This window comes from Mycobacterium seoulense (genome assembly GCF_010731595.1).
Classification (GTDB): Bacteria; Actinomycetota; Actinomycetes; order Mycobacteriales; family Mycobacteriaceae; genus Mycobacterium; species Mycobacterium seoulense.
Window position 1 is genome coordinate 1,101,100 of sequence record NZ_AP022582.1, and the last position, 14,803, is coordinate 1,115,902.

The 14,803-nt window shown below is 69.8% G+C and carries 9 protein-coding genes and 1 pseudogene; 3 read left to right on the forward strand and 7 right to left on the reverse strand.

The annotated features are described in order from the left end of the window. The first annotated feature begins 6 nt into the window (after nt 1-6). Nucleotides 7-924 carry a phosphatase PAP2 family protein gene (locus tag G6N37_RS05185; protein ID WP_163676843.1) on the forward strand — a complete coding sequence of 306 codons (918 nt, stop codon included), beginning with the start codon at nt 7-9 and terminating at the stop codon, nt 922-924. 12 nt (nt 925-936) lie between these two features. Here the strand turns inward: G6N37_RS05185 and G6N37_RS05190 are convergent, their stop codons facing one another. Beyond that, on the reverse strand, nt 937-1,599 hold the full coding sequence (locus tag G6N37_RS05190) for a pyridoxamine 5'-phosphate oxidase family protein (protein WP_163676846.1): 663 nt from the start codon (nt 1,597-1,599) through the stop codon (nt 937-939). 35 nt (nt 1,600-1,634) lie between these two features. On the opposite strand from G6N37_RS05190, the gene G6N37_RS05195 reads away from it, so the two are divergent. Further along, nucleotides 1,635-2,963 carry an aminotransferase class I/II-fold pyridoxal phosphate-dependent enzyme gene (locus tag G6N37_RS05195; protein WP_163676849.1) on the forward strand — a complete coding sequence of 443 codons (1,329 nt, stop codon included), beginning with the start codon at nt 1,635-1,637 and terminating at the stop codon, nt 2,961-2,963. 223 nt (nt 2,964-3,186) lie between these two features. Here G6N37_RS05195 and treZ read toward each other — a convergent pair whose 3' ends face one another. The 6 genes and pseudogenes from treZ to G6N37_RS05225 form a co-directional block, all read right to left on the reverse strand. Beyond that, entirely contained in the window at nt 3,187-4,929 is a 1,743-nt protein-coding gene (treZ, locus tag G6N37_RS05200) for a malto-oligosyltrehalose trehalohydrolase (RefSeq protein WP_163676851.1), read from the reverse strand. After that, nucleotides 4,922-7,222, reverse strand: a complete 2,301-nt coding sequence (gene treY / locus G6N37_RS05205; RefSeq protein WP_163676855.1) for a malto-oligosyltrehalose synthase — start codon at nt 7,220-7,222, stop codon at nt 4,922-4,924. The genes treZ and treY overlap by 8 nt, the downstream gene beginning before the upstream one ends. Before the next feature lie 3 nt (nt 7,223-7,225). Further along, a complete protein-coding gene (gene glgX, locus G6N37_RS05210; RefSeq protein WP_163676857.1) occupies nt 7,226-9,424 on the reverse strand; it encodes a glycogen debranching protein GlgX in 2,199 nt (732 codons plus the stop codon). 38 nt (nt 9,425-9,462) lie between these two features. Beyond that, nucleotides 9,463-11,619 (reverse strand): acyltransferase family protein, encoded by a 2,157-nt coding sequence (locus G6N37_RS05215; RefSeq protein ID WP_163676860.1) that lies wholly within the window; start codon nt 11,617-11,619, stop codon nt 9,463-9,465. Nucleotides 11,620-11,956: 337 nt separating this feature from the next. Then, a pseudogene (ripD, locus tag G6N37_RS05220) lies at nt 11,957-12,643 on the reverse strand (NlpC/P60 family peptidoglycan-binding protein RipD); the annotation flags it as partial. Between the two features lie 327 nt (nt 12,644-12,970). Then, nucleotides 12,971-13,423, reverse strand: coding sequence for a hypothetical protein (locus G6N37_RS05225; RefSeq protein ID WP_232075295.1), 453 nt, complete (start codon nt 13,421-13,423; stop codon nt 12,971-12,973). Between the two features lie 62 nt (nt 13,424-13,485). Between G6N37_RS05225 and G6N37_RS05230 the strand changes: the two genes are divergently transcribed. Then, nucleotides 13,486-14,802, forward strand: coding sequence for an adenosylmethionine--8-amino-7-oxononanoate transaminase (locus tag G6N37_RS05230; RefSeq protein ID WP_163676867.1), 1,317 nt, complete (start codon nt 13,486-13,488; stop codon nt 14,800-14,802). The last annotated feature ends 1 nt before the right edge of the window (nt 14,803 follow it).

Sequence of the window (14,803 nt, forward strand, 5' to 3'; positions counted from 1 at the left end):
CGAGGCATGGACCAGCAGTATGGGCCCGGTTCTGGCGGGTTCGGCCTGGTCGGCGCCGGCATCGTGGGTTCGCTCGCGCTGCTTGTATGCGCGGCGATTTGGGTTGCTCGGCGCCGAGCCGCGTTCGGGATGCTCCGAGAGAGGCTGTTCACCTCGGCTCTGATCGGCAAAACGCTGACCTGGCTGCGTGACCGGATCAGCGACAGGGGAGGGCCGCTGGCCCGCCGGTGGCCCGACAGCGAGGTCGCGGGTGTCGCATTGCTGCTCGGGCTGGTCGTGGTGGCGGCGCTGGCGGTCGGCTTCACCGAAGTGCTCGACGACGTGCTCGAGGGCGACGGCATCGCAGGCATCGACCACCCGGTGACTCAGTGGCTTGCGGCCCACCGTGAGCTGTGGCTGACCGCGGCTCTGCGGGCGGTCACTCTCGCGGGCGGACCCGTTTTTCTGGCTGCACTGGCCTTCCCGGTTTCCGTTGCTGCCGGTTACCGGTGCAGGTCATGGCGGCCCGTGGTGCTTGCTCTGGTTGGTGGCGGTGCGGTTCCGCTCGTGCTCTTCATCGCCAAAGCCTTGGTAGGTCGAAAACGACCGCCCCTGCCGTTCGCGCTCGTCGACGCCGACGGGTACTCGTTCCCCTCCGGACACGCAACCGGCACCGCCGCGATCATGGTCATCTCTGCGTGGATGCTGACCCGCTGGCTGATCCCCTGGTGGGCCGGGCGGGTGATGGTCTGGACCATCGCGATCGGCTCGGCGTTCCTGATCGGCTTCTCCCGCGTGTACTTGGGAGTCCATTACGTCAGCGATGTGCTCTCCGGCTGGATGCTGGGCATGGCCTGGGCGGGCACCGTCATGCTCGTCGGAACCTGGTGGGACAACACCGGGCGCGCACGCGGCCGGTCGCTTGCTCGACGGCCGGAGGCATGAGCGCCCCGCGGCTCAGCGGCGAGGCTCGCGCAGATAGGTCGGCAAAGGAGTGCCGGAAGCCAGATCTGCGGCCGGCACCGGCGCCCCGGCCGCGACGCTCACCGGCACCACGCCCGCCCAGTGTGGCAGCGCGCAATCCTCCGGATCGTCCGCCGGCCCGCCGGTGCGCACCTTCGCCGACACCTCCACCAGGTCGAGCGCGAGGACGCCGGTGGCGGCCAGCTCGCGCGGGTTGGGGGGCCGGCAGTCGGCGGCCCGGCCGGGCGCCAGGTGATCGAGCAGGCCGGCGAGCGCCCGCAGTTTCTCCGCCACGTCGTCGACCACGCGCGCGTCCCCCAGCACGACCACCGAGCGAAAGTTCACCGAATGGTGCATCGCGGCGCGCGCCAGCACCAGCCCGTCGACCAGGGTGACGGTGACACATACCGGCAGGCCCGACGGCGCCGCCCCGGCCGCGAGCAGGGGACCGCTGCCGGTGGAACCGTGCAGATAGAGCGTTTCGCCGAGGCGGGCGTGCGTGGTGGGCAGCACCACCGGACGGCCGGCGCTGACGTAGCCCAGGTGGCAGATCAGCGACGCGTCCAGGATCTGATGGACGGTCTCGCGGTCGTAGCGTGCGCGCTCCCGGTAGCGCGTCGGCGTCGTGCGCGCAGTCGGCGGGTATCCGGTTTCCATGGCATGATCTTTCGTTCTAGTACATAATCAGTGACGTGCCAGTACAAAGCAGCATAACCGGGACGGGCGCGGAGTCCATAGCCGCCAGCATCGAAGAGGCCATCTCGGCCGGCTCCCTGGCGCCCGGGGACGCGCTGCCGCCCGTCCGGGAGCTGGCCGCACGGCTCGGCGTGAACGCCAACACCGCCGCCGCGGCCTACCGCCTGCTGCGCCACCGCGGCGCCGTGGAAACCGCGGGCCGCCGAGGCACCCGCGTGCGGCACCGCCCCGCGACCACGCCCCGGTCCCTCCTCGCGCTCGACATCCCCGCCGGGGTGCGCGACCTGTCGACCGGCAATCCGGACCCGGCCCTGCTGCCCCTCGCGGGTGCCACGCTGCCCGGTCCGGTGACGGGCCGCCCGGTGCTGTACGGGGAACCGGCCATGTCGTCGGCCTTGGCCGAGTTCGCCCGGGCGGCGCTGTCCGTTGACGGGATCCCGGCCGATCACCTCGCGGTCACGAGCGGAGCGCTCGATGGCATCGAGCGCGTCCTGAACGCGCATCTTCGTCCCGGTGACCGCGTCGCCGTGGAGGACCCGGGTTGGGCCAACCTGCTCGATTTGCTTGCCGCCCTTGGCCTTTCGGTTGAGCCGGTCCGGGTCGACGACGACGGGCCGGTGCCTGCCGACCTGGCGCGGGCGCTGGGCCGCGGGGTGCGCGGGCTCATCGTCACCAATCGTGCTCAAAACCCGACGGGCGCCGCACTATCGGCTGAACGCGCCGAGGCGCTGCGGCGGCTGCTGGCGCCCCGCGCCGACGACCTGCTCCTCGTCGAAGACGATCACTGCGCGGGCATTTCCGGCGCATCCCTGCATACCCTGGCCGGTGCGACCCGGCATTGGGCGTTCGTGCGGTCGGCGTCGAAGGCCTACGGCCCCGACCTGCGCGTGGCCGTGCTCGCCGGCGACCAACGCACCGTCGAGCGCGTGCACGGCCGCCTGCGACTCGGCCCGGGCTGGGTGAGCCACCTGCTGCAGGACCTGGCCGTCAGCCTGTGGTCGGACCAGGCGGCCGCGCGGCTGGTCGGGACGGCCGAGCGGCAGTACGGCGAAACCCGCCGCCGGCTGTCCGCCGCCCTGGCCGATCGCGCCGTCGCCGCGCACGCGCGCTCCGGGCTCAACGTGTGGATTCCGGTGCCGGACGAGACGGTCGCGATCACCCGGTTACTGCGCGCGGGCTGGGCCGTGGCGCCCGGCACGCGGTACCGGATCGGCACCCCGCCGGGCATCCGCGTCACCGTCGCCGACGTGACGGCCGACGAAATCGACCCCCTGGCCGACGCGATCGCCGCGGCGGTGCACGGCCCGGGCCGCCTCAGCGTCTAAACGCCGTCGGTGCGATCGTTTCCCAGGCCGGGGCCCGTCCACAACAGCACCACGCTGCGGTCCGGCGGCGCCTCCTCGGGCTCGGCGGGCGGAGCCACCAGCGGCTCCCTTCTCCTCAGCAAGCCGATACACCGGCCGAATGCGGATCGATTCATGGGCGAATCATCGGCGGTTGCCCGCGCGGCCGCTCACCGTTATCCACAGCCCCGGATGTGGCGCGAGGTTACGGCTGCCCGCGCACCGACAGGATGGCGAACGACTGGCCCTCCAGCACCGTGTGGCCGGCGTCGACCGCGGGCTCACCCCAGGCCAGGACCACGTCACCGGCGACCGGCACCTTCACCGGCTCGGCGCCGAGGTTGCACACGATGCGCAACCGGCCGCGCGACACGCTGATCCAGCGTTGCTCCTCGTCGTAGTCGACGGCGAGGTGCTCCAGCCACGGGTCCGCCAGGTCGGGGTCGCCGTGCCGCAACGCGATCAGGTCGCGGTAGAGCCGGTGCACTCGGCCGTGTTCGCCGGAGTCGACCTCGTCCCACTTGAGTTTCGAGCGCTGGAAGGTCTGCGGGTCCTGCGGGTCGGGGATCTCGTCGGCATCCCACCCGTGTTCGGCGAACTCGGCCTTGCGCCCCTCCGCGGTGGCCTTGGCCAGCTCCGGCTCGGGATGCGAGCTGAAGAACTGGAACGGAGTCGACGCCGCATACTCCTCACCCATGAAAAGCATTGCGGTGAAGGGTGTCCCGAGCGCGAGCGCGGCCTTGATCGCCAGTTGGCCGCCGGTCAGGTTCTGCGAGGGGCGGTCCCCGAGGGCGCGGTTGCCGACCTGGTCGTGAGTGCAGGTGTACGCGACCAGGCGGGTGCCGGGGATCCCCAAGCCCGCTCTGGTGTCCAGCGGCCGCCCGTGGCGGCGGCGCCGGAACGACGAATACGTGGCCGCGTGAAAGTAACCGTGGCGCAGCGTCTGCGCCAGCGCTGCCAGCGAACCGAAGTCCGCGTAGTAACCCTGGCGCTCGCCGGACACCGCCGTGTGGATGGCGTGGTGGATGTCGTCGGCCCATTGCGCCGTGAGCCCGTAGCCGCCGCGCTCGCGCGGGGTGATGAGCCGCGGGTCGTTCAGATCGCTCTCGGCGATCAGCGACAGCGGGCGGCCCAGCCGCTCCGACAGCCAATCCGTTTCGGTCGCGAGCTCCTCGAGGATGTGGATGGCGGTCGTGTCCACCAGGGCGTGGACGGCGTCCAGGCGCAGCCCGTCGGCGTGGAAGTCGCGCATCCAGCGCAGCGCGCACCCGATGATGTAGCGGCGCACCTCGTCGGAGTCGGCGTCGGCGATGTTGATGCCTTCCCCCCAAGGATTGCTCGCCGACGACAGGTAGGGACCGAACTTGGGCAGGTAATTGCCCGACGGGCCGAGGTGGTTGAACACCGCGTCGATCAGCACACCCAGCCCCCGCGCGTGGCAGGCGTCGACGAACCGGACCAAGCCGTCGGGGCCGCCGTAGGGTTCGTGGACGCTGTACCAGAGCACGCCGTCGTATCCCCAACCATGTGTTCCCGCAAAGGAATTCACGGGCATCAGTTCGACGAAGTCGACCCCGAGGTCCACCAGGTAGTCCAGCTTGTCGATCGCGGAGTCGAAGGTGCCGGCGTCGGTGAAGGTGCCCAGGTGCATCTCGTAGATCACCGCGCCCTCCACCGGCCGGCCCCGCCAGTCGCCGTCGGTCCACGTCGCGCGGGCCGGGTCCCACAGCTGCGAGCGGGCGTGCACGCCGTCGGGCTGCCGGGGTGAGCGCGGGTCGGGCAGCACGGTGGGATCGTCGTCGAGCAAGAACCCGTACCGGGCGTCCGGCGCCGCGTCGGCGGTCGCGTGCCACCAGCCGTCATCGGACCGCGTCATCGCGTGCACGCGGCCCTCGACGTCGAGCCGGACCGACTCCGGTTCGGGTGCCCAGACCCGGAATTCAGTCATGGTGGCGCTCCAGCAGCACGACGGGCAGGTCGGAGAACAACTGGGCGGTCGAGGTCGGCCCGTCGGCGATGGCCCCGGTGAGGGCGTCCTTCCAGGTGCCCTCCGGCAGCGCCAGCACCGTGTTGCCCCAGCCGGTTTGGGCCAGCCGCACGGTCCAGCGGGTCACCGCGACCACGACGTCGTCGCCCCGGCGGAAGGCCAGCACGTGGTCGCTGGCGTCGCCGCTGGCCAGTACGGGAAAATAGTCCCCGCGCAGGAAGCTGTCCGGGCGCGAGCGACGCACCCGAAGCGCCGTCGTGACGACCCGAATCTTGGGGTGCTGCAAGGCCTTCAGCGCCTCACGCCGGGCCGCGTAATCGACGGGCCTGCGGTTGTCCGGATCGACGAGACTGTCGTCCCACAGTTCCGTGCCCTGGTAGACGTCCGGTATCCCGGGCACCGTCAGGGCCAGCAGCTTCTGGCCCAGTGCGTCGCTGGACGCGTGCGGGTTGAGCTGGGCGACCAGTTCCGTCAGCTGGCCCGCCACCGGGCCGTCGAACACCTTGTCCAGCCACCGGTGTACCGCATCCTCGAATTCGGCGTCCGGATCGTTCCACGAGGTGCGCCAGGCCGCTTCCCGGATGGCTTTCTCGGCGTAATTGTGCAGCCGTTCGCGCAGCTCGGCGCCGACCTCACCGCTGACCGGCCACACGCCGAAGATGTTCTGCCAGAGGAACTGTCCGGTCGCCGGGTCGGGCGAGGGTGCGTCGGCCTCCCAGCGGCCGACGAACTCGGCCCACAGCGACGGGACCTGCGAGAGCACCCCGATCCGGGCCCGCACGTCCTCGCCGCGCTTGGTGTCGTGCGTGGTCAGCGTCGTCATGGTCTGCGGCCACAGCCGGGCGCGCGCGGCGGCACTGTGATGGAACTCCGCCGCGCCGACACCGAAACGGTGCGGTTCGCCGCCCACCTCGTTGAGCGACACCAGCCGGGCATCACGGTAGAAGTAGCAGTCCTCGACGGATTTGGCGGTGACGGCGCCGCAGAGCTGCTGCAGCCGGGTTGCCGGCTCGCCGCCCCGGGCCAGCGCCGCGGCGATCACCTGCAGGGCGGGCCCCAATTCCGGTGACTGTGACTGGGTTTCGGCCAGCGCCGTCGGCATGATCGACGACAGGCCCGGATAGTCGCAGCGGTAGACGCCGATATGGGTGAGCAGCGCGGCCACCGCGTCGGGCAACTGTGGGTGATCGGCACCGGCCGCCGCCACGATGCTGCGGCGCAGCCGGCGCAGTTCGCTTGCCAACGTGTCGGTGGCCGCGCGGACCTTGAGTTCCGCCAACATCTCCGGTGTCGCGCCGTGGTCCAGCCCCGCCGACCGCACGAGCTCGGTGAGCGCGGGTGCGCCGCTCGGGTCGACGAAGACCCCGCCGATCTCGCGCAGTACGTCGTAGCCGGTCGTGCCGCCGATGGGCAGGGTGGGTTCGAGCGCCTCGTCGACCGCGAGGATCTTCTCGATCACGATCCAGGTTTGCGGCCCAACCGATTCGCGCAGCCACGCCAGGTAGCCGCACGGGTCGGACAACCCGTCGGGGTGGTCGATGCGTACGCCGTCGACGAGTCCCTCGGCGGCCCAGCGGGCGACCTCGGCGTGGGTGGCGTCGAACACCGCGCGGTCCTCCTGGCGCAGCCCGGCCAGGGAGGTGATGGAGAAGAACCGGCGGTAGCCGCACACGCCGTTGCGCCAGCCCACCAGCCGGTAGTGCTGGCGGTCGTGCACCTCGGGTCCGGAGCCCCCGGCGGTACCGGGCGCGATGGGCAGGGCCAGGTCGCCCAACCGCAGCAGCTGCCCGTCCACCTTGAGGTCGGCGGCGTCGTCGTCGGAGCCCAGGATGGGCAGCACGATGCGGCCGTCGTCGTCGAGCTCCCAGTCGATATCGAAATACGTTGCGTAGTCCGAGGATCGGCCGTGCGCCAGCACGTCCCACCACCACGCATTCTGCTGGGGCTGGTCGATCCCCACGTGATTGGGCACGATGTCGACGATCAGGCCGATGCCGCGTTCCCGCGCCGCCGCCGACAGCCGCGCCAGCCCCTCGCGGCCGCCGAGCTCGGGGGAGACCGTCGTCGGGTCGGTGACGTCGTAGCCGTGGTTGGACCCGGTGGCCGCGGTCATGATCGGGGACAGGTACAGGTGCGACACCCCGAGTTCGTCCAGGTAGTCCAGCAGGTTTTCCGCGTCGGCGAAGGTGAACGCGAACCCGCTGGCCTCACCACGCAGCTGCAGCCGGTAGGTCGACAGTATGGGAAAAGCCATGCGTCACATGGTCTTACGTAAGACCAGGAGCGAGCGTGACGGCACCACGATCTGCTCTTCGGCGTTCATCACCTGGTCGGCATCGTCCTTGGCGCCCACCGGATCGTTGGTGTCGAGTTCCACGGTCCACTCCTGCGCATATTCGCTGTTCGGCAGCACGAACTCCACCGGTTCTTCGCCGGCGTTGAAGCACAACAGGAATGAGTCATCGACCACCCGTTCACCGCGTGCATTGGGTGCGGTGATGGCTTCGCCGTTGAGGAACACCGCCACACACTTGTGAATGCTTTCGCCCCAGTCCTCGTGCGTCATCTCGCGGCTGCTTGGATTCAGCCAGGCGATGTCGCGCGCTTCGTCGCCGCTGCGGATCGGCTCACCCTCGAAGAACCGGCGCCGGCGGAACACCGGATGGTTCTTGCGCAGCGCGGTCACCTTGCGCGCGAACGCCAGCAGGTCCGAATTCTTGTCGACCAATGACCAATCCATCCAGGACAATTCGGAGTCCTGGCAGTACACGTTGTTGTTGCCGTTCTGGGTGCGGCCCAGCTCGTCGCCGTGCGCGATCATCGGTGTGCCCTGACTGAGCATCAGGGTCGCCCAGAAGTTGCGCATCTGGCGACGGCGCAGCGCCATGATCTCCGGGTCGTCGGTCGGGCCCTCGACGCCGCAGTTCCACGAGCGGTTGTGGCTTTCGCCGTCCCGGTTGTCTTCGCCGTTGGCCAGGTTGTGCTTGTCGTTGTAGGAGACCAAGTCGTTGAGCGTGAACCCGTCGTGCGCGGTGACGAAGTTGATGCTGGCGCTGGGGCGTCGCCCGGTCGCCTCATAGAGGTCCGACGACCCGGTCAGCCGGGACGCGAACTCGCCGAGGGTTGCGGGCTCGCCCCGCCAGTAGTCACGCACAGTATCGCGATACTTCCCGTTCCACTCCGTCCACAAACCCGGGAAATTTCCGACCTGGTAGCCGCCCTCGCCGACATCCCATGGTTCGGCGATCAATTTGACCTGGCTGACGATCGGATCTTGCTGCACCAGATCGAAGAATGCGCTCAATCGATCGACGTCGTGCAGCTCGCGGGCGAGCGTGGCGGCCAGGTCGAAGCGGAACCCGTCGACGTGCATCTCGGTCACCCAGTAGCGCAGCGAGTCCATGATCAGCTGCAGCACGTGCGGGTGACGGGCGTTGAGGCTGTTGCCCGTGCCGGTGTAGTCCTTGTACAGGCGCAGATCCTCGTCGGCGAGGCGGTAGTAGGCGGCGTTGTCGATGCCGCGGAAGTTGATCGTCGGGCCGAGGTGGTTGCCCTCGGCGGTGTGGTTGTACACCACGTCGAGGATGACCTCGATGCCCGCTTCGTGGAGGGCGCGCACCATGGACTTGAACTCGGCGACGCTGGCGTTGCGGTTGGCCGCGTATTGGTTGTGCGGCGCGAAGAACCCGAACGTGTTGTAGCCCCAGTAGTTTCGCAAGCCCAGATCCAGCAGCCGCGAGTCGTGCATGAACTGGTGCACCGGCATCAGCTCCAGCGCGGTGACATTCAGCGACTTGAGGTAGTCGATGACCACCGGGTGGGCCAGGCCGGCGTAGGTGCCGCGAAGCTCGGCGGGGATGCCCGGGTGGGTCTGGGTCATGCCCTTCACGTGGGCCTCGTAGATCACCGTTTCGTGGTACGGGGTGAGCGGGGAACGGTCCGATCCCCAGTCGAAGAAGGGATTGCTCACCACACTGGTCATGGTGTGGCCCAGCGAGTCGACCATCGGGGGGGTCCCGGGGTCGGCGTCGTCGCCCTCGGGGTGGACGGCCTTCATGTCGTAGGAGAACAGCGCCTGGCCGAAGGTGAAGTCGCCGTGGAAGGCCTTCCCGTACGGGTCGAGCAGGAGCTTGCTCGGGTCGCACCGGTGACCGGCCGCCGGATCGAACGACCCGTACACCCGGAAGCCGTAGCGCTGGCCCGGGGTGATGTTCGGCAGATAGGCATGCCAGACAAAGCCGTCGACCTCGTCGAGCGGGATACGCGTCTCCGCTCCGGCGTCGTCGATCAGGCACAACTCGACGCTCTCGGCGATCTCGGAGAACACCGAGAAGTTGGTTCCCGCGCCGTCATAGGACGCACCGAGTGGATACGGGTTCCCGGGCCACACGGTGGCCAGCTTCGGCTGTTGATTACTTGTAACGCCTGCGGCTGAAGCGTGATTGTCGGTCGGCACCTCTCGACTTTAGTCGCGGCCGGTGGCGTGGGGCGCGTTCACCACCAACCGGTGTTGGCGGCGATCTGGCGGCCCAATTCGCCCGCCATGGTCCGAACATATGTGGGGGTGAGGTGATGGGCGCCGTGGTAGATCAGCACGTTCCCCTCGACCGGCCGGCACACGTCGGCGCGGCAGATCGCGTCGGACATGTCGAGCACCTTGAGCAGCGGGAACTGGCCGACGAAGTCGAGGGTTTGGTTGCGGTCGGACAACACGTCGGAACGCTTGATGGCGCACGACTGCGGGCTGCCGCCCTTCTTGGCCAGGCAGTCCGCCGGGTCGAACGGCTGGCCGTTCTTCACCAGCCACGGGGTGTCGCGCATGCCCAGGATCGGAATGTTGTTGTCGGAGAACCTCTGCCAGATTCCGATATACGTGGCCGGCATCACGTCGCCGGGCTTGATGTTCCACGGCCGGGTCGTCGTGGTGAACACGTAGTCGGGACGGTCGGCGATGACTCTGGACATGGTCTGCTCCACCCAGTCCCGGCACTGCGGGTAGGCGGCGTTGTTGCCCATGATCAACGGAACTTCCTCGGTGGACAGCGGGCAGCCCATCTTGAGGTAGGTCACGACCTTGAAGTGGTGCATCGTGCCGAGCAGGCTCAGCGCGGGCAGCCAGTGCTCGGCGTGGGAGCCGCCGGCCAGCGCGATCGTGCGCTCGGCGGCCACGTCGCCGTAGGTGCAGACCACCACCGCCGGGTTGACGAAGTCACTGATGCAACCGTCGCGGGTGGAGGCCGGCAGGTCCTCCTTGACCTCCAGCACACTGGGCCGCATCGGCAGTGCGGGCACCCGCACGCGTTCGGTCAGGGCCCGCGCGCCGGGGTAGTCCTGCGGGTTGAGCACGCTGAGCTCCTTGCCCGCGGCCCGCAGGACGGTGACGTGCTGGCGCCACGTGAACGACGTCGCGGTCAGCGTCACGCCGAGCAGCACGATCGCCGCCCCCACCGCCATCGTGGGCCGGGGCAGGCGCGCCAGCCAGGCCGGTGTGGGCGCCGGCGACCGCCCGGCGGTGCGGTAGCGCAGGGGATCCTCGACGATCCGGGTGGTCAGGTATGCCAGCAGCCCCGAGACCAGCAGCACCGCGATGCCTTCGACGAAGCCGGCGTGCCGGTGTCCGGTGAAGGACAGCCAGAAGATCAGCAGCGGCCAGTGCCACAGATAGAGCGAATACGCCATCGCCCCGAGCGCGACCAGCGGCCCGGCCGCCAGCAGTCGATTCGGAAGGGGCAGCCGGTCGCCGTAGGCGGGATCGCCCCGCAGGTTGGCTCCCGCCAGGATCATCAGCATCGTGGCCCCGACGGGCACCAGGGCCCACGGCCCGGGAAACTCCTTCACGCCGTCGATCAGGGCGCCGCAGGACACGATCGCGGCCAGCGCGACCGTGGCCGACAGCGTTCGCAACCACATGGGCCAGCGGATGAACGGCACCAGCGCACCGACCAGCGCGCCGAGTAACAGCTCCCACCCGCGCGCGAAGCTGTTGTAGTAGGCCGCCGCCTGGTTGCCCTGATGCGCCACGATCGCGTAGACGAACGACGCCACGGTCAGCGCCGTCAGCAGCACCAGGAACAGGGTGCGCAGGCGGGTGCCCAAGGGGCGCCGGAACACGTACGCGCAGCCGGCGATCAACAGCAGGAAGCCCACGTAGAACTGGCCCTGCACCGACATGGACCAGATGTGCTGCAGCGGGCTGACGGCTTCGCCGGCGCGCAGGTAGTCCGCGGCGGTGTTGGCCAGCTCCCAGTTCTGGTAGTAGCCGAGGCTGGCCAGGCTTTGGTCGGCGAACGTCTCCCAGCGGGTCTCGGGCTGCACGAGGATCGTCAGCACCGCGCACCCGGCCAGCACCACGACCAGGGCGGGGACCAGGCGGCGGACGAGCCGGACCACCTCCGCTACCGGCGACAGGGTGACGGCCGGGTTGAGCGCCGCGCGAATGATCTTGCCGCCGAAGAAGAATCCGGACAGCGCCAGGAACACGTCGACGCCGCCGGAGACGCGTCCGAACCAGATGTGGAACACGGCGACGAGGGCGATCGCGATGCCGCGCAAGCCGTCCAGGTCGTAGCGGTAGGACCCCGCATTGCGCGCTCCCGAAGCGACCGGTTCCGCGGTCGCGACCGGTCGGGGAGGCGGGGACAGGGTCGACATGATCGACCGCTAATTTACCGAAAACCGCCACCCGCTCCCGGTCAGGAGCAGGTGGCGGTGTTGGGGAAGGCCCGGAAGCGCCGGGGAACTAGCGTGCGGCGCCGGCCGCCGGGGGCAGGAACGGAGATTGCTGGGGCGGCACCAGCTGCACCGGGGCCTGCTGCGGCGAAGCTTGCTGCGTCGGCAGTTGCTGCACCGGCGCTTGCTGCACCGGCGCCTGCTGCACCGGGCGTTGCTGCAGGGGCGCCGGCTGCAACGGGGCCTGCGCCGACTGCTGCTGAAGCGGCGCCTGCTGCACCGGCGCCTGCTGCACCGGCGCCTGCTGCACCGGGGCCTGCTGCGCGGGAGCCTGCTGCGTCGGCAGTTGCTGCACGGGGGACTGCTGCAGCGGCGCTTGCTGCGCGGGCGCTTGCTGCACCGGGGCCTGCTGGGTGGGCAGTTGCTGCACCGGCGGCTGTTGCAGCGGGGCTTGCTGCGCCGGCGCCTGCGTCGGTGCCTGCTGGGGCAGCTGCTGGACCGGCGCCGACGGGACCCCGAGGACCCGAACCAGGTAGGGAGCCATGCCGTTGGCGCGCACCGGCGAAACCTGGACGACGTCGCCGACCTCGAGCATCTGGTTGTTACCCAGGTACATCGCGACGCTCTGGGTGCCTTCCGGCCCGTAGAAGATCATGTCGCCCTTGTGCGCTTGTTGCGGCAGCACCTTCTGGCCGACCTTGTAGATCGCCCCGGACGAACGGGGCAGCTTGATGCCCGCGCCGGCGTAGGCGTACTGCATCAGGCCCGAGGCGTCGAATCCCACGGTGTTGATGCCCGTTCCCGTGCCGCGGGTGGGGCCGTTGATGCCGCCGCCGGCCCAGGAGAACGGCACGCCGCGCTGCGACAGCCCGCGCGCGATCACCACGTCGGCGGCCTGCTGGTAGTCCATCGGCCGGGTGCCCGGATCGGCGGATGCCACCACCGGGGCGACCATGGGGGCCGCCAGCATCGCCAAACCGATCGCGAAGGCGTAGATGCGTTTCATTTCCTTGGCCTCTCAGGGGCTCTCTGGCCTCGGCGCGGTGACTTCGCGCGTCCGCCGCGGTTCCATGACCTGGGCGAGGACCTCCACGTCGGGGCCGACACCGCTGCATGACATCTGCGGATGTGAGCAGCGGCTCCGGCCGCTTTCACATCAGTCACTGTAGCCACTTTGACAACAAAAGTTGTTAGCCGCCAGGTCCCAGCGGATTTTTTGTCGTACCGTGACCGGAAGGTGACTGGGCGGGCCGAATCCCGTATGCGCAGTTGTGATTTCGGTCTCAGTCGGACGCCGCAGCGCGCCGGCGGCCGAACCGCGGCGGCCGGGCGCCTACGCCCAGTAGCGTTCGCTGAAGGTGGTCAGGATGGAGCCGGCGACGGAGCTGACCATGATCAGCGTGAGCGCGAGCACCGGCCAGAAGGACATGTACCAGCCCTTCAGTATGGAAACGAGCGGACCGACCACGGCGGCCGCGATCGCCGCACCGATACCGCCCCACACCAGCGGCCGGATGTAGTAGTCGACGCCGAACGGCACCGGCCCGCACGTCTCGTCCGCGCACACGTGCTCGAGGAAGCCGAACAGGCGGGTCGGCCACGTCGTCGCGGTGGCCAGGACGATGAGGACGGCCAACAGCGCGACGGTGGAGATGACGTCCCACGCGGCCAGCCGCACCCGGATGACCCGTGGCGCCTCGTCGTCGTAGTCGACCAGCGGGGAATCGGCGCCCGCGGTCGGGTGGGGGCCCGTTGCGGGGTTACCGGGCGGATGCGACGTAGCCATCGCATCCCATGGTCCCCGATGGGCGGACTTTGTGCGACTCGGCTGCTTTACCCTCGATCACTATGCCTGCGGCGAGGGCCGGGTTGACGCCCGAGCAGATCAGCGCGATCGACGCCGCGCACCTGTGGCACCCGTACAGCACCATCGGCGGCGAGGTCGTCGCGCCGGTGGTGGCGGTCGCCGCCCGGGGCGCGTGGCTGACCCTGATCCGTGACGGCAGGCCGATCGAGGCGCTGGACGCGATGAGCTCCTGGTGGACCGCGATTCACGGGCACGGCCACCCGGTGTTGGACGCGGCGCTGACCGCGCAGCTGGGCGTGATGAACCACGTCATGTTCGGTGGCCTCACCCACGAGCCGGCCGCACGGCTGGCCCAGCTGCTGGTGGACATCACCCCCGCGGGGCTCGACACCGTCTTCTTCAGCGACTCCGGGTCGGTGTCGGTCGAGGTCGCCGTCAAGATGGCGCTGCAGTACTGGCGCAGCCGCGGCCGCCGCGGGAAGCACCGGTTGATGACGTGGCGGGGCGGCTACCACGGGGACACCTTCACGCCGATGAGTGTGTGCGATCCCGACGGCGGCATGCACTCGCTGTGGACCGACATCCTGGCCCGCCAGGTGTTCGCCCCGCAGGTGCCCCGCGCCTACGACCCCGGCTACATCGCGGCGTTCGAGCGGCAACTCGCAGAGCACGCGGGCGAACTGGCGGCCGTCGTCGTCGAGCCCGTGGTGCAGGGCGCGGGCGGGATGCGCTTCCACGATCACCGTTACCTGCGCGACCTGCGCGACCTGTGCCGGCGGCACGACGTGCTGCTGATCTTCGACGAGATCGCCACCGGCTTCGGCCGCACCGGCGAGCTCTTCGCGGCCGACCACGCCGGGGTGAGCCCGGACATCATGTGCGTCGGCAAGGCGTTGACCGGCGGGTATGTCACCCTGGCGGCCACGCTGTGCAGCACCGACATCGCGCATACCATCAGCTCCGGCGAGGCCGGCGCGCTGATGCACGGGCCCACCTTCATGGCCAATCCGCTGGCCTGCGCCGTGTCGGCGGCCAGCGTCGAGCTGCTGCTCGAGCAGGACTGGCGCGCGCGGGTCGCCGAGATATCCGCCGGGCTGGCGGCCGGCCTCGAACCCGCCCGCGCGCTGCCGGGCGTGACCGACGTGCGGGTGTGCGGCGCGATCGGCGTCATCGAGTGCGCCGGCCCGGTCGACCTGGCCGTCGCCACCCCGGCGGCGATGGATCGCGGCGTCTGGCTGCGCCCGTTCCGCAACCTCGTCTACGCGATGCCGCCCTACATCTGCACACCCGGCGAGATCGCCCAGATCACCTCGGCGATGGTCGAGGTCGCGCGCCTCGTTGGCTCTCGTAGTCTTTAGG